Source organism: Microbacterium sp. Se63.02b, assembly GCF_014171575.1.
Lineage (GTDB): Bacteria > Actinomycetota > Actinomycetes > Actinomycetales > Microbacteriaceae > Microbacterium.
Window position 1 is genome coordinate 3,539,391 of the sequence record NZ_CP050453.1, and the last position, 15,964, is coordinate 3,555,354.

General features: G+C 69.9%; 20 protein-coding genes and 1 pseudogene. 6 read left to right on the top strand and 15 right to left on the bottom strand.

Annotated elements, in window-relative coordinates:
- The first annotated feature begins 46 nt into the window (after positions 1 to 46).
- The 4 genes and pseudogenes from G4G29_RS17635 to G4G29_RS17640 all read left to right on the top strand — a co-directional run.
- Entirely contained in the window at positions 47 to 346 is a 300-nt protein-coding gene (locus G4G29_RS17635; RefSeq protein WP_183151010.1) for a helix-turn-helix domain-containing protein, read from the top strand.
- Between the two features lie 202 nt (positions 347 to 548).
- On the top strand, positions 549 to 671 hold the full coding sequence (locus G4G29_RS23635) for a hypothetical protein (RefSeq protein WP_274601198.1): 123 nt from the start codon (positions 549 to 551) through the stop codon (positions 669 to 671).
- Complete coding sequence (locus G4G29_RS20765; protein WP_202045347.1) at positions 668 to 961, top strand: hypothetical protein; 294 nt, start codon at positions 668 to 670, stop codon at positions 959 to 961. The genes G4G29_RS23635 and G4G29_RS20765 overlap by 4 nt, the downstream gene beginning before the upstream one ends.
- Positions 962 to 1,024: 63 nt before the next feature.
- Positions 1,025 to 1,708: pseudogene (locus G4G29_RS17640) on the top strand (phosphotransferase family protein); the annotation flags it as partial.
- Here G4G29_RS17640 and G4G29_RS17645 read toward each other — a convergent pair.
- Both G4G29_RS17645 and G4G29_RS17650 read right to left on the bottom strand, forming a co-directional pair.
- The gene (locus G4G29_RS17645; RefSeq protein ID WP_183151011.1) at positions 1,692 to 2,561 is read right to left on the bottom strand and encodes an MBL fold metallo-hydrolase; all 870 of its coding nucleotides are present in this window, start codon (positions 2,559 to 2,561) and stop codon (positions 1,692 to 1,694) included. The pseudogene G4G29_RS17640 and the gene G4G29_RS17645 sit on opposite strands and share 17 nt — an antisense overlap.
- A 178-nt stretch (positions 2,562 to 2,739) precedes the next feature.
- Entirely contained in the window at positions 2,740 to 3,147 is a 408-nt protein-coding gene (locus tag G4G29_RS17650; RefSeq protein ID WP_183151012.1) for a thioesterase family protein, read from the bottom strand.
- 129 nt (positions 3,148 to 3,276) lie between these two features.
- Between G4G29_RS17650 and G4G29_RS17655 the strand changes: the two genes are divergently transcribed.
- Both G4G29_RS17655 and G4G29_RS17660 read left to right on the top strand, forming a co-directional pair.
- Positions 3,277 to 4,284, top strand: a complete 1,008-nt coding sequence (locus G4G29_RS17655) for an SDR family oxidoreductase (RefSeq protein ID WP_183151013.1) — start codon at positions 3,277 to 3,279, stop codon at positions 4,282 to 4,284.
- Complete coding sequence (locus G4G29_RS17660; protein ID WP_202045349.1) at positions 4,206 to 4,763, top strand: TetR/AcrR family transcriptional regulator; 558 nt, start codon at positions 4,206 to 4,208, stop codon at positions 4,761 to 4,763. Before G4G29_RS17655 ends, G4G29_RS17660 begins: the two co-directional genes overlap by 79 nt.
- 146 nt (positions 4,764 to 4,909) lie before the next feature.
- Here G4G29_RS17660 and G4G29_RS23640 read toward each other — a convergent pair whose 3' ends face one another.
- From G4G29_RS23640 to G4G29_RS22820, 13 genes are all read right to left on the bottom strand, one after another.
- Complete coding sequence (locus G4G29_RS23640) at positions 4,910 to 5,989, bottom strand: fatty acid--CoA ligase family protein (protein ID WP_258566922.1); 1,080 nt, start codon at positions 5,987 to 5,989, stop codon at positions 4,910 to 4,912.
- Positions 5,983 to 6,570, bottom strand: a complete 588-nt coding sequence (locus tag G4G29_RS23645; RefSeq protein WP_183151015.1) for an AMP-binding protein — start codon at positions 6,568 to 6,570, stop codon at positions 5,983 to 5,985. Before G4G29_RS23645 ends, G4G29_RS23640 begins: the two co-directional genes overlap by 7 nt.
- Positions 6,567 to 7,286: an ATP-binding cassette domain-containing protein gene (locus G4G29_RS17675; RefSeq protein WP_183151016.1), complete on the bottom strand. Its 720-nt coding sequence runs from the start codon at positions 7,284 to 7,286 to the stop codon at positions 6,567 to 6,569. Before G4G29_RS17675 ends, G4G29_RS23645 begins: the two co-directional genes overlap by 4 nt.
- Complete coding sequence (locus G4G29_RS17680) at positions 7,283 to 8,077, bottom strand: ATP-binding cassette domain-containing protein (protein WP_183151017.1); 795 nt, start codon at positions 8,075 to 8,077, stop codon at positions 7,283 to 7,285. Before G4G29_RS17680 ends, G4G29_RS17675 begins: the two co-directional genes overlap by 4 nt.
- Positions 8,074 to 8,694 (bottom strand): branched-chain amino acid ABC transporter permease, encoded by a 621-nt coding sequence (locus tag G4G29_RS20770; RefSeq protein WP_202045351.1) that lies wholly within the window; start codon positions 8,692 to 8,694, stop codon positions 8,074 to 8,076. Before G4G29_RS20770 ends, G4G29_RS17680 begins: the two co-directional genes overlap by 4 nt.
- Complete coding sequence (locus G4G29_RS17690) at positions 8,691 to 9,971, bottom strand: branched-chain amino acid ABC transporter permease (protein ID WP_202045353.1); 1,281 nt, start codon at positions 9,969 to 9,971, stop codon at positions 8,691 to 8,693. The genes G4G29_RS20770 and G4G29_RS17690 overlap by 4 nt, the downstream gene beginning before the upstream one ends.
- Before the next feature lies 1 nt (position 9,972).
- Positions 9,973 to 11,190 (bottom strand): ABC transporter substrate-binding protein, encoded by a 1,218-nt coding sequence (locus G4G29_RS17695; RefSeq protein WP_202045355.1) that lies wholly within the window; start codon positions 11,188 to 11,190, stop codon positions 9,973 to 9,975.
- Positions 11,191 to 11,351: 161 nt separating this feature from the next.
- Positions 11,352 to 12,095: a CoA-transferase gene (locus G4G29_RS17700; RefSeq protein ID WP_183151018.1), complete on the bottom strand. Its 744-nt coding sequence runs from the start codon at positions 12,093 to 12,095 to the stop codon at positions 11,352 to 11,354.
- Positions 12,092 to 12,934, bottom strand: coding sequence for a CoA transferase subunit A (locus G4G29_RS17705; RefSeq protein ID WP_183151019.1), 843 nt, complete (start codon positions 12,932 to 12,934; stop codon positions 12,092 to 12,094). Before G4G29_RS17705 ends, G4G29_RS17700 begins: the two co-directional genes overlap by 4 nt.
- Positions 12,934 to 13,629 carry an enoyl-CoA hydratase family protein gene (locus tag G4G29_RS17710; RefSeq protein ID WP_220173650.1) on the bottom strand — a complete coding sequence of 232 codons (696 nt, stop codon included), beginning with the start codon at positions 13,627 to 13,629 and terminating at the stop codon, positions 12,934 to 12,936. Before G4G29_RS17710 ends, G4G29_RS17705 begins: the two co-directional genes overlap by 1 nt.
- A gap of 72 nt (positions 13,630 to 13,701) precedes the next feature.
- Entirely contained in the window at positions 13,702 to 14,475 is a 774-nt protein-coding gene (locus G4G29_RS17715; protein ID WP_202045357.1) for a sugar phosphate isomerase/epimerase family protein, read from the bottom strand.
- Positions 14,414 to 15,472 carry an NAD-dependent epimerase/dehydratase family protein gene (locus G4G29_RS17720; RefSeq protein ID WP_202045359.1) on the bottom strand — a complete coding sequence of 353 codons (1,059 nt, stop codon included), beginning with the start codon at positions 15,470 to 15,472 and terminating at the stop codon, positions 14,414 to 14,416. The genes G4G29_RS17715 and G4G29_RS17720 overlap by 62 nt, the downstream gene beginning before the upstream one ends.
- Positions 15,469 to 15,951 (bottom strand): MaoC/PaaZ C-terminal domain-containing protein, encoded by a 483-nt coding sequence (locus tag G4G29_RS22820; RefSeq protein WP_244632163.1) that lies wholly within the window; start codon positions 15,949 to 15,951, stop codon positions 15,469 to 15,471. Before G4G29_RS22820 ends, G4G29_RS17720 begins: the two co-directional genes overlap by 4 nt.
- Positions 15,952 to 15,964: the final 13 nt, after the last annotated feature.

The window sequence follows — 15,964 nt, forward strand, 5'->3', positions numbered from 1 at the left end:
TTTTCATCACCGTAGCAAATGCTTGATTGGTTGTATAGTCGGCGGAATGGAGACACCACACGAAGCACGCATGGAGCGGTCGGAGCGCACCGACCTGATCCTCGAGTGCGCCGCCGAGCTGTTCGCCGAGAGGGGCATCGCCGGCACCACCGTGCGTGACATCGCCGGGCGGACGGGGATCCTCTCCGGCAGCCTCTACCACCACTTCCCGTCGAAGGACGCGATCGCCGACCGCATCGTCACGCTCTACCTCGATGAGCTGATCGCGCGTTACGAGAGCGTGCTCGCCGCGGGGGCGACGCCCGCTCCACGCTCGGCGGGCTGGTGCTCGCGTCGTCACGGGTGAGCCGCACGAATCCCCACGCCTCGGAGATCTACCAGCGCGAGACCGCCTACCTGCGTCAGCTCCCCAGCCGCGACCGCATCCGCGAGGCCACCCGCACGATCAGGGAGACCTGGATGACGGCCATCGAGCGCGGCGTCGCCGCGGGAGATCTGCGCCGAGACGTGCCGGTGGAGCTGCTCTACCTGCTGGTACGGGATGCCGTGTGGCTGACCTCCCGCTCCTTCTCCCCTCCTCCGCGCTCGACCAGGACGGGATCGCGCGGTCGATCCTGTCGGTGTTCCTCGACGGAGCCACCGCGCAGCCGCAGGAGAGGACCGGCCGATGAGCGCGCACCCGACCGACCGGGGACTCCGCCCCGACGCCGTGTCGGCCTGGTTCGCCGCTCACATCGACGGGGCGTCCGGCCCCCTCACGTTCGCGCAGATCGCCGGCGGGCGCTCCAACCTCACCTATCTCGTGCAGAACGACTCCGGCGCGCGTTGGGTGCTGCGCCGCGCGCCCCTCGGAATGGGCGACTCCCGCTCGCACGACGTCCTCCGCGAGGCGGGGAGTGCTCACACGACTCGCCCCCACCCCGGTGCCGGTTCCCGCCGTGGCAGGGCGCACCTCGGATGACTCGATCACGGGCGCTCCCTTCTACGTCATGGAGCACATCGACGGCGTCGTCCTGCGCGACCCCGCCACCGTCGACGCGGCCGTGACCCCCGGCGACGCCGCGCCTTCGCCGCCTCGCTCGTGTCGAGCCTGGCCGACCTGCACGCGGTCGACCCCCGGGATGTCGGCTGGGGCGCACTCGCCGAACGCGACGACTACGTCTCGCGCCAGCTGGGCCGATGGCACGCGAACTGGGCCGCCGACCGGGTTCGCGTGCTCGACGACATCGGCCGCGCGCACGAGCGGCTGCGCGAACTCGTCCCCGTCCAGACCTCGGCACGGATCGTGCACGGCGACTATCGGATCGACAACTGCGTGTACGGGCCGGACGGCTCGATCCGCGCCGTGTTGGACTGGGAGCTCACCACCGTCGGCGATCCCCTGGCCGACCTCGGTCAACTCCTGACGTATTGGGCCGAGCCCGACGACGAGGTGCGGGCCCTGGAGAACTCCCCGACCCTCGCACCCGGCTTCCCGACGCGCGAAGAGCTGATCGGGATGTACGTCGCGGCCGCCCCCTCCGCGGACATCTCCCGCCTCGACTTCTACGTCGCCTACAACTGGTGGAAGGTCGCGTGCATCGTCGAGAACGTGTACACACGGATGGCACGCGGGGCGATGGGTGCGAGCGACCGCCCACCGGCCTCGTTCGCCGCGCAGGCCGAGCGCATCGCGGCGGAGGCATGGCGCCTCACGCGCGAGCTCTGACGGCCGGAGCCCTCACGCGGACGCGGCCGACAGGCGCCGGCGCGCTCTCGGTGCGCGCGTACTCGCGATGCAGGGCGGTCTGACGCAGGGCCGAGTGCAGCCAGAATCCGCGCATCCCCGCCCAGCCCGCCGTCCAGGTCATCCGCCGCGCGTACTCCCACACCGGCGCGTCACCCAATTCGTCCTGCAGGGCCGCGACCTCCGCTGTGCGGCGCAGGTGGTGCGCGATCAGCTGGGCCCGCCGCGCGGCGAGGCCACGGAAGCGGTACTCGTGGCCGGGCAGCACCGTGTACCGGTCGTAGGGCGCGAGCCGATCGAGCGAGTCGAAGTAGTCGCCGAGGGGGTCGCTTCCCGGCAGGGTGCCGATCCCGATGCCCGAGTAGATGCGCGGGAGCACGTGGTCGCCGGAATAGAGGAGTCCGCGCTCCTCATCCACGAGACAGACGTGGCCGTCGGTGTGCCCCGGCGTCGCGATGACGCTGAGCCTGTGCCTGCCGAGCTCCAGCACGGAGTCGTGTCCGATCGGCAGATCCGGCGCACCGGACGAGACCAGGCTCGGTCGATCGAACGACGCGAGCAGCTCGTCCCACTCGCTGTCGGGAACACCCCACTCGCGCAGCGTGGAGCGGTAGGTGTCGGCGTCGGTCGCCTCCGGTGCGGTCTCGCTCCGGAGCACGCGCTGCTCGACCGCCGAGAACACCACCCGTGCGCCGACGAGTTCCCGGAGGACGCTCGCAGCCCCCAGATGGTCGGGGTGGAAGTGAGTGGCGATCGCCGTCCGCACATCGCCGAGCCCCGATCCCGCGATGCGCAGCCCCGCCTTCAGCGCCTCGATTCCGGCGTCGTCCCCCATCCGGGATCGATGAGGTGGACGCCCCGATCATCGAGCAGGGCATAGCAGAGCGTGTGCGGGATCGTCCCCGCGGGGATGGGCACCGGGATCGCCCACATCGGGCGCGACCTGCTCCGCCACGGCCGTGGCACCGGCGTCCCAGGCCGTCAGCTGGGGACGCTCAGCGGTTCGACCACGGTCATCGCGCCCACTCCTCCAACCGACGGCGGAAATCCGGAGGGATGGGGATCGCCCGCTGCGCACCGTCCACCAGGACGATCGTGGTGGTCGCCCGGGAGACGAGCGCGTCATCGTCGAGGCGCACCATGCGGTAGTCGAGCGGGAACGACGTCGTGCCCGCCGGTCCGATCCGCAGCTCGAGGCGGATCTCGTCGAACAGTCGCGCGGCGACGAGATACTCGCACTGCGTGGCTCGGGTCACCGTCGTCCATCCGCGGGCCGCGAGCGAGTGGTCCTGTCGAAAGCCGGTGCGGAACAGGAAGTCGCTCCAGAGCGCCTCCATCTTGGGGAACCAGCTCGCGTAGTAGAGGATGCCGGCGGGGTCGGTGTCGGCGTACGTGAGCCGACGAGTGTCGCTGTGCAGCATTGCACCCCTCCCTGCCAAGCAAACGCTTGTCAGGCGATCGTATCGCGACGCGCGGGGCGTCACAAGTCTCGGCTTACCTAGCGTTTGTTTGGTACAGTCGCCCCATTCAGCCCCTCGAAGGAGACGGGAATGGTCGGCACCCACGACGAGCTCGGCGGTCGCAGCATCGCGATCACCGGAGCCGGATCCGGCCTCGGTCGCGCCTACGCCCTGGCAGCCTCGCGCGCCGGCGCTCGAGTGCTCGTCGCCGACATCGACGAGCGCGCCGCCGAGAAGGTCGTCGAGGAGATCGTCGTGCGCGGCGGCGACGCCGTCGCCCTCGCGGCCGACATCTCGGCAGCCGGAGCCGGTACCCGCATCGTCGGCGCGGCCCTCGCTGCGTACGGACGGCTCGACGGCTTCGTCGCGAACGCGGGACTGCTCAGCCCCGGTCCCTTGCTCGATCAGAGCGAAGACACCATCCGCCGCACCCTGGCGGTGAACATCGACGGCACGATCGACACGGTCGTCGCCGCCGCACGGGCGATGCGCGCGGGCGGGAGCATCGTCGTGATCGTCTCGGGTTCCCTCCTCGGCTCGGCGGACCTCGCGCTCTACGGGACGACCAAGGCTGCGGCCCTCGGACTCGTCTACGGCCTCGCCGTCGAACTCGAGGGGACCGGCATCCGCATCACGGGTCTCGCCCCCGCGCCCGCACCGGCATGTCCGGGCAGATGGGCACGGCCGGCGAAGACAAGGGCGGTGCGCCGGAGGGCGTGGCTCCCGCCGTCACGTTTCTGCTCAGCGACGCGTCGAGCGCCCTGCACGGGCACGTGCTCCGCTTCGACGGCGAGCGCCTCGCCCTGTTCCGCCCTCCGCACATCGCGCAGGAGGTCACCGCCGAGCGATGGGATGCCGCCACGATCGCCGCGGCGATCGCCGGACCACTGCGCGACGAGGTCGACGCAGCCCTGCCCGGAGTCGCACGCCGCGCTGGTGGCGGAGCCGACGATGTGCTACACGTTGATACCGCGCTCTCCGGCACCAGCTCGAGCGCAGAGGGGGGCTAGGTGCGTCGAATGCCTGCAGCCACGAAGAGCAAGGCGGAGCAGAGCTCCGAACGACGGGACGAGATCCTCGCGATCGCCGCACGACTGATCGCCCATCACGGGTACTCGGCGACGACCGTCCGCGACATCGCGGACGAAGCGGGCATCCTGTCGGGCAGCCTGTACCACCACTTCTCCTCGAAGGAGGCGATGCTGCAGGAGATCCTGCACGGCTTCATGAGCAGACTCCTCACGAAGTACGAGGAGATCGCCGCAGAGACGACCGATCCCCGCGCGGGGATCGACGCGCTCGTCGAGTGCGCCTTCGCCACGATCGATCGCGAACCCTCCGCCGTCGGGCTCTACCAGAACGAGGCCGCGTTCCTCGCGACCCAGCCCGGCTTCGAGTTCCTGGTCGCCGAGAGCGAGCGCATCGAGAAGATCTGGATCGATCAGCTCAGCTCCGGCGCCGAGCAGGGCATCTTCCACGTCGGAGACCCGTCGGTCACGTACCGTTTCATCCGCGACGCCGTCTGGTCGACCGTCCGCTGGTACCGACCGGGGGACGCCACACGGCAGCCAGCCTGACCGAGCAGTTTCTGCAGCTGCTGCACGGCGGCCTGCTCGCGCGCTGACACCGAGCCTGCTCGCGCGCTGACACCGAGCCGGCTCGCCTGCCGTCCCGAAGACGGGAGGGGCTGCACTCCGGCGACACCTCTCCCGCCTCCGCTGACTCACTCGGCCAGCACGCCCCGCAGATCGGCATCCGCTGCGGTCTGCGCCGCGACGATCTCGCGCACCGCACCCTTGGCCACCTTGCCGCCCGCGGCCCGCGGCAGCTCGTCCAGGACGACGATCCGCTCGGGATACAGGTGCTTGGAGATGCCGCGGTCCGACAGGTACTGCGTGATGTCGGCGACGGTGACCGCCGGGCCGTTCACCGTGACCGCCACGCCGATGCGCTCTCCGAACAGGTCGTCCGGCACCGGCACCGCCGAGGCCATCAGCACGCCGGGGTGCTGCTCGACGAGCTCCTCGACCTCGATCGCGGAGATGTTCTTGCCCCCGCGGATGATCAGGTCGCTCGTGCGACCGACGACACGCAGGTAGCCGTCGCTGTCGACCGTGACGAGATCGGGCATCATGAGGCGCCCGTCGTGGAACAGCTCCTCGTTGGCGGCGGGGTCGCCGTAATAGCCCATGCAGATCGTCGGCCCGCACACTCCGGGGCGACCGGGGCCGCCGGTCTCGGTGATGTCCCTGCCCTGCGCGTCGTAGAGGCGCATGTCCATCACATCGATCACGCGGCCCGCGGTGCGCAGACGCTGGTCGGCCGTGTCGCGCAGGCTCGTGTTGCTGATGGCGCCCGACTCGTTCGAGCCGTAGAACTGCAGCACCTTCGCCCCCACGCGTTCCTCGAACTGCAGCGCCCGTTCGTACGGGACGGCCTCGCCGCCGGTGAACATCGCGCGCAGACTGCCGAGCGACGCCGAGCCCAGCGCCGGCGCATCGAGCATCATCTTGAACTGCGTGCTCACGCACGCGAGGATCGTGACCTGCTCCGCGTCGATCAGACGGAACATCTCGTCGACGGTGAACCGCTCCATCAGGACGGTCTTCATCCCGAGCATGGCGGTCGCGTAGTGCGCGGTCCACAGCCCGAATCCGAACGGCCCCGGCACCGCACCGAGCATCACATCGTCTCGGGTGAAGTCAGCCGCTTCGAACGCCATCTTGGAGAACGCGATCATGCGGTTCGCGAACTGGGTCACGAGTTTCGGCCGTCCGGTGGTCCCCGAGGTCGAGTTCAACATCGCCAACTCGTTCGGCCCCGCCGCGCGCGCCCTGGTCTGCTCGACCGACGCGTGCGGGACCTCTTCGACCGTCGCCGTGCCTCCATCGAACCGGTGGACACGGACAGGGCCGGAGGGTCGACGATGATGAGGGTGTCGACGTTCCAGCCGTCCTCGGCGAGATCGGCGACGTGATCGAGGGCCGCGCGATCACGGTGGCTCTCACGCATCACGAGCACGGTGGCCTCCGACCGCGACATCAGGTGCCTGACCTCGTCGCGGCCGGACCGCGCCCCCATGCCGACCGCGACCGTTCCGCTGCGTTCGGCCGCGCACAGTGCGACGTGGAACTCGGCCGAGTCGGGCAGCAGCATCCCGAAGCGGGCCCCTCGGGGGATCAGGGCGACCAGCGCGGTCGCGAGCAGATCGATCTGCTCGTCGTACTCCTTCCAGGTCAACCGGGTGCCGTCGGCGACGTAGGCGATGCGGTCGGGGATCTCCCGCGCGTTCTCCGCCACGTAGTCGGCGACGGTCAGGTCACCCCACCACCCCTGTGCGACGTACTCGGCCGTCAACTGCGCGTCCTGTGCCGGGATGTTCATTCCGCTCCCATCTCCTGTTGGATGATTCCCATGGCGCGCTGATACCCCTCATCGAGGGCCGCGACGTCTTCATGGGCACCGCTGAGCTGCGCGCGCAGCAGCACGTAGCCGCGATCGATCACGCGCTGCAGCGGCCCGATCGCCGGATCGACGATCAGCACGCTGGCTCCCCGATCGGCGATCTCGCGGATCGCGTCGGCGAGCCCGCTGACGATCTTGGGCGCGAGGCCGGTCATCATCTCGTCGAGCACGAGGCAGTGGGGCTCGCCCATCAGCGCTCGGCTCACGACGAGCATCTGCTGCTCGCCGCCCGACAGCACTCCGGCGAGGCGGCTCTCGCGCTCCCTGAGCACCGGGAAGCGGTCGAGCGCCTCATCGACGGCCGCCTTCTTCAGACGGAGCATCTCTGCCATGACCTGCAGGTTGTCGCGCACGGTGAGCTTGGGGAAGAGCTGACGCCCCTGCGGGACGATCGCCAGCCCGGCCCTCGCACGATCGATCGATGCGAGCGACGACAGGTCGGTGCCTCCGAGGTCGATCCCGCCCGAGGCGGCGACGGCACCGTAGACGCCGAGCGCGAGGCTCGACTTCCCGGCGCCGTTGGGACCGACGACCGCCGTGATGCGCCCGGCAGGCGCGGTCAGCGTCGCCTTCTCGACGGCGGTCGCGGTGCCGTAGCGCACGGTGAGGGCGGTGATGGTGAGATCAGCGCTCATGCGGCGTCCTCCTCCGTCGTTCCGAAGTACACGCGCTGCATCTCCGGGCTCGCGAGGCAGTCCTCCGGCGCCCCCTCGAACACGCGTCGGCCCTGCGCGAGCAGCATGACGCGGTCGGCGAGGGAGGTGAGCAGATCGACGTTGTGGTCGACGAGGATGACCGCATGCCCGCGGGACTGGACCTGTCGGATCGCGTCGATGATACCCGCGATCGAGTCGGCATCGGCTCCCGCGAACGGCTCGTCGAGCAGCATGACCTGCGGGTCCTGAGCAAGAGCCCTGGCGACCTCGACGAGACGCTGCTCGCCCAGGGAGAGGTTGGCGCACAGTTCGTCGAGCCCGGGCACGCCGAGTTCCTGTGCGACCCTCGTGACGCGGTCCTGCTCCTGGTCGCGGTGCCGGATGCCGTCTGTGATCACGCCGGCGGTCATGCGCCACCAGGAGGGGAACCGCTCGGCGGAGGCGCCGACCAGGATGTTCTCCCGCACCGTCAGCTCCAGCGCCAGATGCGGATGCTGGAACGTGCGTGAGAGCCCCTTGCGCGCACGGGCGGCCGTCGGCCCGCTCAACCGCTCCCCGTTCAGGGTGAGCGTTCCCGAATCGGAGCGCTGGATGCCGGTGATGAGATCCACGAGGGTGGTCTTGCCCGCACCGTTGGGGCCGACGAGCCCGAGGATCTCTCCCCTGCCCACATGGAAGGAGACGTCGTCGAGGGCGACGAGACCGCCGTAGGCCTTGCTCAAGCCCTCTCCGCGCAGGACGATGCCGTCCCCGGTTTCGCCGATGTTCATCCGCGTGCCTTTCCGATGCGGCCGCGCACCCAGCCGACGAGCGCCTTCCCGTAGCCGATGAGTCCGGCCGGTGCGATGAGCAGGATCAGCAGCACCCCGATCGCGAGCACCAGCTGGCCGGAGCCCTCGAACGCCGACGGCATGTTCGACGTGAGCTGGATGACGACGATCGCCCCGATCACGCAGCCCCACGCCGTGGCCTGCCCGCCGATCAGCGGAACGAACAGGGCCATGAACACGATGGAGAGCGTGAACGTCTCCGGCGTGATGCTGAGCATGAACGACACGAACAGCGCACCCGCCAGTGAGGCGACGGCCGCGCCGACCGCGAGGGTGACCGTGGTGAGCGTCGTGGTGCGGGTGCCCATCGCCTCGACGGCCGACGGCACGTCGCGCATGGTGCGCACGGTGACGCCCCATGCCCCGGTGCGGATGCGCTCGATGAGCGTCGCGACCACGACCACCAGCAGCAGGGCGATCGCGAGCAGCAACAGTCGCGGCGGCTCCCAGCCGAAGAAGGTCGGCGACGGGATGCCGCCGATGCCGGCCGACCCGCCCGTGATCGGCTCGAGCGCGATCACCCACGGCTCGAACGCCATGCTGAACAGCAGCGTCACCGCGGCGAGGTAGAAGCCGTTGAGGCGTCGGGTGAAAGGCCGAGCACGACCGCGACCGCCGCGGAGATGAGCGGGCCGATGATCCACCCCAGGATCGGCGGCAGTCCGGTCTCGGTGGTGACGATCGCGACGCTGTAGGCGCCGATGGCCGCGTAGGCGGCGTAGGCCATCGACATCGAGCCCGCCATCACGAACGGGATGTACATGCCCAGAGCGATGAGTGCGTACACGGCCACCATGACCAGCAGGTCCTGCCGGAATCCGCTGTTGCCCGCCCAGACCAGGGCGATGGCGCCGACGGCGACCGCCACGGCAGGGACGATCAACGCCCGCGATCCTGCGCGACGTCTGGCGCCGGGAGCAGGCGCGATCATCGAGTTCACGGGCATCTCCTGAGTGGTCATATCCGCACCCGCGTCGAGAACAGGCCCTGGGGGCGGAAGGCGAAGAACAGCAGCGCGATCAGCAGGACCATCGTGGTCGGCCCCATGCTGCCGAAATAGAACGGTGCGAACACCTGGATCGCTCCGAGCACAAACCCGCCGAGCAGCGGAGCCCAGGTGCGCCCGGTGCCGCCGATCACGAGCGCGAGGAAGCCGACGAGTGTCCACGACAGTCCACTGGTGAACGCCACGCCGGTCTTCGGTGCGTACAGGAGCCCTGCCGCGCCCGCGATCAACCCCGCGAGCAGGAAGGCGATGAGCCGGATCCGCCCGACCGGGAGTCCCAGCAGGGCGGCGGCGCCGCGGTTTGTCGCCCACCGCGCGCAGCAGCCGCCCGGTGCGGCTGTGCCGCATCCAGAGCGACACGGCGAGGAAGATCAGCGCCGTCGCGACGATGAGGACGACGGCGGTTCCGGAGACGTACGCCGATCCGATCTGCCACGGCCCGAAGGAGAAGAGCACCTGCCCAGGCAGGGCGGGGCGCCCGAAGATGGCACCCGCGCCCTGCTGGACGATGAACAGCACAGCCGTGACCGCGACGAGGGCGGGCAGCTCGCCGCGCCCCGATCGCTTCTGCACCTGGCGCACGACGAGGAGCTCCGTCAGCCCGCTGGCCACCACGGCGATCACCAGCCCCAGCACGAGACTGAGGGCGATCGGCAGGCCGATCTCGAGCGTGAGCCAGCTGGCGCCGAGAGCAGCCGCCATGGCATACGGCCCGATGGCGAAGTTGAAGAACCCGGCGCCGATGAGGGTGAGTTGATACGCGAGGGCGATGAGTCCGAAGAAGCTGCCGATCTCCAGGACCGAGAGCCACAGCTGAGGGTCGGTCATGTCACTCCGACTCGCAGGCGACCTGGTAGTCCTCCCAGGCACCGCTCGGCTCGTTGTCCTCGTCGAATCCCGAGAGCACGAGACCGCACAGTCCGTCGGCGCCCATGTGCTTGTCCGGACTGAACGAGAGCGTGAATCCGGGCTGCCCGAACGAGGCCTCGAACCCGGTGATCTCGTCCAGCGCATCGCGGACGGCGACGGGGTCGTCGGCCCCTCCGGCCGCCTCGATCGCCGCCTTGAGGAGGTAGACCGAGTCGTAGGCCTGCGCGTCGTAGGCCGTCAGCCGGTAGTCGTCGCCGTTGGCCTCCTTCAGCTTCTTCTCCAGCTCCTGCGTCTTCGGGTTGTCCATGTCGAGCGCGCCCATGTAGACGACATCGGCGAGCGCACCCTTGTTGGTGCGGGCCCACGAGTCCGGCTGGTTGCCGATCGATGCGAGCGAGAAGCGCAGCACTCCGGGGATCTGCTGGTGGAGCGTGTTGTGCGCGAGCACCTCGAAGTTGCCGCCGAGGCTCGAGACCAGGATCGCGTCGGGGTCGGCCTGCTTGATGCGTGCAGCCTGCGCCGTGAGGTCGGCGGCGTCGACCGGGGCCGACTCCTCGGCGACGACCTCGACGCAGTCCTCGAGGATCGGGATGATGAGCTTGTTGATGTTGTCGATGGCCGGGGAGGCGTCGGACAGCACGGCGATGCTCTCGTAGCCCTCGGTCTCCATCGCGCCGCAGTAGGCCTCGGCGAACTGGTCGACGCCGTTGGCGAGCATGTAGGTGAACTCGTTGTCCGGGGCCTCCGCGACCGAGGTGGTCACGGCGGTCGGGGCGATGGCCGGGATGCCCGCCTGCTTGACGACCGACTTGCCCTGCAGCACGGCACCGCTGCCGGTGTCGAGCAGGATCACCTGCGCCCCGTCGTCGACGAGCTTCCGCACGACCGTGGGGGTCTTGGTGGGGTCGGACTCGTCGTTGCCGACGACGATGCGGATCTTCTGGCCGTCGATCCCGCCCGCGGCGTTGATCTCGTCGATGGCGAAGCGGATCGTCTTGCCCGCGATCACCGCGTAGGCGGCGCCGGGGCCGGTGCTGTCCTCGTCGAGACCGAACACGATCTCGCCGTCCGCGGCGCCGGCATCACCCGAGCCGGAGGTGTCATCGGCCGCGCAGGCGGCGAGTGAGACGGCAAGTGTGGCAGCTCCCAACAGGGCGAGCAGTCGCTGTGACTTCACGTGAAACCTCCATTGGTTTCCTCGGTGCCTGGCGCCGCTGTGCGCCAAACAAATGCTTGGTTGCTGCAACCATACCCAGCGCGACGGATGACGTCAACGTCGTCATCGACACGAATCCGGCAGGGGCCGCCGCACCGGACGCACCCGCTGCCGAGCCCTCGTCAGACGTCGGGGATCTCCCGCGCGCGCAGACCCCGCGGGTCGAGCACCGCACGGATCAGATGCAGTTCCCGCTCATCGGGCACGCGGGTGAGCGGGACATCGGCCGGGATGTCGAGGGGAAAACCCGTCGCGGCGACGACCTCGTCGACCCGCACCCCCGGATGCACGCTGACGAGCCTCATGGCGCCGTCGGCGCCGGCGAGATCGAGCACCGCGAGGTTCGTCACCACGCCACGCAGATCATGGAAGGGCATCCCCAGGCGCGCGGCACGATCGACGCCGACACCCGTCACGGTGTCGACCTCCGGCACGAAGACGCGGGTCGAGTGGCGCGGGATGAAATAGCTGGTCGCGTGATTCGCCGTGTTGGTCGCCGCACCTCGCGCACCCACGAGCTGATGCGTCGGATGATCGCGGGGGCCGATCGCCGAGAGGTTCTGGTTGCCGTGCCGGTCGATCTGCGGCGCCCCCATGATCACGTGACGCCGGCCGGTGGCGATCAGCTCGAACAGTTTCGCGTAGGGCAGATGACCCTCCGGACGCGTGAAGGGCCGGTCGACGGCGGGGGTGTCGGCGAACAGGGTCGCATCGCCGTCGCTCAGGAGGAGTTCCGGCGCATGCGTGAGCCGCGCCAGGCGCACCCCGATGGTCGGCACCACACCGAAGGAACTCGCGAGGATCGCCCCGGAGCCGCGGAACAGGTCGGCGCAGGCTGTCGCGGCGACCTCGGAACGCGTGATCATCGCGCTTCTCCTCCCTCCGCGGCCGACACCGCGTCGTCACCGTCGAGATACCGCTCGAGGTACCGCCGCCAGGCCTGCGCATCGCGCGCCGAGTCGGCGTATTCGCGTTGGGCCGCCTCATCACGCGGATACTCCGGGACCAGGGCCGTGAACCCCGCGCCACCGGGAGCCGAGGTCACGACATCCGTCTCGGTGCGGTTCAGGATCAGGGTCGACGGGTGCGCGGCGGCGAGCTGCTCCGTGTCGACGATGCGCTCCGCCGAGACGACCGTGCGCGTCGCCGCCCGCGCCATGAGCTCATCGAAGAAGGGATCGGGCCCAAGGCACTGCGCGTTGCCGACGCGATCGGACTGCTCGACGTGCACGAGCGCGATGTCGAGCGGGATCGCGGGCATCGCGACCAGGGTCTCCCCGTCGTCGTAGGGCGACACGATGGTCAGGATCTCCGGATTCCCGGTCACCGCATCGAGCCGATCCCGTTGCGGAGCACCTCGAAGGGAGGCGCCGCGACGCCGCGCGCAGACCCGCGACCAGCATGGCCTCGTCGAGCTCGGTGGTCGCCACCGCACCGCGCCGTCGTGCGGCGGCGAAGTGGGGTCGATCGGGATCGAGTCGAGCGACACGAATCCGTGCACGATGCGGGAGGCCTGCCCGGTCGCGCAGAGGATGCCCGCATCCGGTCCCCCGAAGGTCACCACGGTGAGGTCGCGCGCCCCGCTGCGCACGAGCTCTCGCAGCAGCGCCATCGGTTTGCGACGCGACCCCCACCCGCCGATCCCCACCGTCATGCCGTCGCGGAAGAGCCCGGCGACCTCCTCGATCGACCGCAGCGCCGCCATCAGGTCTCCAGCGTGCTGCCGGTGGCCACGAACTCGTCGCGGTGCTCGTCGGCGACGCCCGCGAGGTTGAGTTCGAACGTGAAGCCCTGCTCGAAGCGGTAGCTGCGGTTGACGTCGATCGGGTCGATGCCGTTGAGCGCCTCCTTCGCCGCGCGGATCACCCTCGTGTCCTTCGCGGCGATCCGGGCGGCGAACGCGAACGCCGCGTCGTCGAGTTCGGCGCGCGGCACCACCTGATCGACCGAACCGAGCTCGGCCAGACGCTGGGCCGTGACCGTGCGCGCGGAGTAGTACATCGCACGCAGCATGTGGTGCGGCACGAGCCGCGCGAGATGCGTGGCGGCGCCGAGAGCGCCTCTGTCGACCTCCGGAACGCCGAAGTACGCATCGTCCGAGGCGATGATGACATCGGAGTTGCCGACGAGGCCGACCCCGCCGCCGAGACAGAAGCCGTTGACGGCCGAGATCACCGGAACCGGGCACTCGTAGATGGCCTTGAACGCGTCGAAACAGCCGCGGTTGGCCCCGAGCAGACCCCCGAACCCCTCGATCCGCTGCACCTCCTTGATGTCGACTCCGGCGTTGAAGCCCTTGCCCTCTGCGCGCAGGACGACCACGCGGGTCGACCCGTCGGCGCCGGCCTCGCGCATCGCGTCGGCCACATCGAACCACCCCTGCACCGGCAGTGCATTCACGGGGGATAGTTCATCGTGACGACGTGTACGCCCTTGTCCTGCGTGGTGATCTCGATCGACATGAGTGCCTGCCTAACTCTGCTTCCGGTTGTTCTGGTTGTCCTGCCGGTCCGGTGTCGCGGCGATGTGCGCCCGCATCCAGGAGACCGAGCGGCGAAGCGCCGACTCCGCGCCCTCTTCCTCGATCGCCGGGCCGATCAGCTCGGCATCGACGATGCCCTCGTACCCGGCACGGACGACCTGCTCGAGGAGCTGCCGCATCGGCAGGTCCGCATCGCCCGGCACCCATCGGCTGGGGAACGACGATGTGCCGAGCACGAAGTCGGAGACCTGCACGATCTCGATCTGCGCCGTCCGGTCGGCGACGAGCGCGTCGAGGCCGCGCTCCTGCCAGCAGCAGTACAGGTCGAGGCACACGCCCATCCCTGCTCTCTCGGCGAGCGCGAACGCGTCGGCGGCCGTATGGGTGAAGCTGATGTCACTGCGCAGCGACATGGTGTTCTCGACGGCCAGACGCACGTCGAGCGACCCGGCGAGCTGCACGAGAGGGGCCAGGCGTCGGGCGAAGAGGTCTGCCGCACGCTCCCAGTCCAGGTGGCCGGAGGAACCCGAGGTCAGATACACCGTGCCGGCGCCGAGGTCATGCGCTCGGCGCACGCCGTCGGCGAGCACGGCGAGCTGCCTCTCCCACCCCGCGGCATCGTCCGGGTGGGCGCTGAGCGGATGCACCAGGTAACCGAGGCGCACACCGTGCTCCTCGAGCAGCTCCGCCACGCGCACGGTGTCATGCCCTGCCGTCTTCACCGCAGGCAGTCCGACGAGATCCGTGCCGGTGCGCCCGTACATCGCGATCTCCTCGTCGAGGTCCCAGGACAACGCCGCCATGCCGCTCACGCACACGGCAGGACCGGGGATGCGGGCGTCGGTCATGGTCGCGCGTCGACGCCGGCCACGATCTCCGCGAGCGCGCGCTCGACGTCGTCGCGGTCGTATCCGAGCGCCGCGGTCTCGTCGGGGTCCGGCTCGAACGCGATGACGGCTCCCCTCCCTGGACGATGAAGCGGTCCGGCTGGAAGGGGTGCTCTTCGTCGCGTTCCTCGATCACGTGCCGACTGCCGGCGGCCTCGGCCAGGAGCTGGAAGTAGTCGCGGTAGCTGAGGTTGCGATCGCCCACGAGGTAGGCGTGCCCTGCGGCCCCCGAATCGAGCGCCCCTTGCACCGCCTGCGAGAGCGAGCGGACCGACATGTAGTTCGTGCCGCCAGGAGGAGCGAACAACGCAGGGTCTTCGACCTCTCCGCGCACCCACGCCACCATGCGGGCGAAGCGTCGGAGGCCGCGCTCGTCGGCCCCGACGATCGAGGGCGGGTTCAGCGTGATCGCGGAGAAGCCGTCTCCGCTGAGCGCGCGCGCCCCGTCGTCGGCATCCCGGCGCGCCGCCACATAGGGGATGCGCTCCGCCCACTCCGGATGCAGCTGGTGGTAGTAGCTGCCGATCTGCACGAAGCGCGAGACGCCCGCGGCCTTGGCGAGGGCGGCGAACCGCGGGACGCCCCCGCTCTGTGTCCGCTCCCAGAAGTCGGCGTCCTCCTGCTCCGCCGGGACATGACGGATGTCGTTGCCCGCCGAGAACACGATCGCGTCGAAGCCCTCGAGCGCCACGGGAGCGGACTCGGTCTCGGTGTAGTCGCCGATCAGCCGCGGCATGCCCGCCACGGCGCTCGGGTCGCGGTCGGAGGGGCCACGGCGCGACATGACCGTGACCTCGTCGCCCCGCGCCGCGAGGTCGGCCGCGATGCGGCTCCCGATCATGCCGGTCGCACCGACCACGAGCACACGACTCATACGAACACCGCCTTCGCGTCCGAGATCACCGGCGCACCGTCGCGGCGCAGCTCGAAGGCGCCGTCGGGCCAGCTCTCCAGCTCGAGCACATCGCCGGGCACGACGGGACCGGTGAAGCGTCCGTGCAGCGACGTGAGGTCGGCGGGGTGGGCGCCGCGATCACGCGCCATCACGAGCGTCGCGGCGGCGAGGGTGCACAGCCCCTGGAGGATGGGGATCGACTGACCGATGCGCGCCGACGCCTCGGGGTCGATGTGGATGTGGTGGCGGTCTCCGGTGAGTCGGTAGAGCGCGGCCTGCGTGGGGAACGTCGGCACGGCGCCGATCGTCCCGGGCCCGCGGTCGGCGGCCGTTGCGCGTGCCGGCCCTCGTTCTCCGCCGAAACCACCCGTTCCGGGGGCGAACAGCGACCACATCGCGGTGAACTGCGCGCACTCCACGATCACCTCGAAGACCGAGGCAGTGCCTTTGTCCCACACGTCGCCGACGCGA

Excerpts from the sequence above, each read along its gene's own strand:
- G4G29_RS17720 (WP_202045359.1), bottom strand. The coding sequence starts at position 15,472 with ATGAGTCGTGTGCTCGTGGTCGGTGCGACCGGCATGATCGGGAGCCGC.
- G4G29_RS17680 (WP_183151017.1), bottom strand. The coding sequence starts at position 8,077 with ATGAACATCGGCGAAACCGGGGACGGCATCGTCCTGCGCGGAGAGGGC.
- G4G29_RS17690 (WP_202045353.1), bottom strand. The coding sequence starts at position 9,971 with ATGACCGACCCTCAGCTGTGGCTCTCGGTCCTGGAGATCGGCAGCTTC.
- G4G29_RS17660 (WP_202045349.1), top strand. The coding sequence starts at position 4,206 with ATGCCTGCAGCCACGAAGAGCAAGGCGGAGCAGAGCTCCGAACGACGG.
- G4G29_RS17650 (WP_183151012.1), bottom strand. The coding sequence starts at position 3,147 with ATGCTGCACAGCGACACTCGTCGGCTCACGTACGCCGACACCGACCCC.
- G4G29_RS20765 (WP_202045347.1), top strand. The coding sequence starts at position 668 with ATGAGCGCGCACCCGACCGACCGGGGACTCCGCCCCGACGCCGTGTCG.
- G4G29_RS23645 (WP_183151015.1), bottom strand. The coding sequence starts at position 6,570 with ATGAACATCCCGGCACAGGACGCGCAGTTGACGGCCGAGTACGTCGCA.
- G4G29_RS17635 (WP_183151010.1), top strand. The coding sequence starts at position 47 with ATGGAGACACCACACGAAGCACGCATGGAGCGGTCGGAGCGCACCGAC.
- G4G29_RS23640 (WP_258566922.1), bottom strand. The coding sequence starts at position 5,989 with ATGTTGAACTCGACCTCGGGGACCACCGGACGGCCGAAACTCGTGACC.
- G4G29_RS17645 (WP_183151011.1), bottom strand. The coding sequence starts at position 2,561 with ATGGGGGACGACGCCGGAATCGAGGCGCTGAAGGCGGGGCTGCGCATC.
- G4G29_RS17675 (WP_183151016.1), bottom strand. The coding sequence starts at position 7,286 with ATGAGCGCTGATCTCACCATCACCGCCCTCACCGTGCGCTACGGCACC.
- G4G29_RS17700 (WP_183151018.1), bottom strand. The coding sequence starts at position 12,095 with ATGATCACGCGTTCCGAGGTCGCCGCGACAGCCTGCGCCGACCTGTTC.
- G4G29_RS17705 (WP_183151019.1), bottom strand. The coding sequence starts at position 12,934 with ATGGCGGCGCTGCGGTCGATCGAGGAGGTCGCCGGGCTCTTCCGCGAC.
- G4G29_RS17715 (WP_202045357.1), bottom strand. The coding sequence starts at position 14,475 with ATGTACGGGCGCACCGGCACGGATCTCGTCGGACTGCCTGCGGTGAAG.
- G4G29_RS17655 (WP_183151013.1), top strand. The coding sequence starts at position 3,277 with ATGGTCGGCACCCACGACGAGCTCGGCGGTCGCAGCATCGCGATCACC.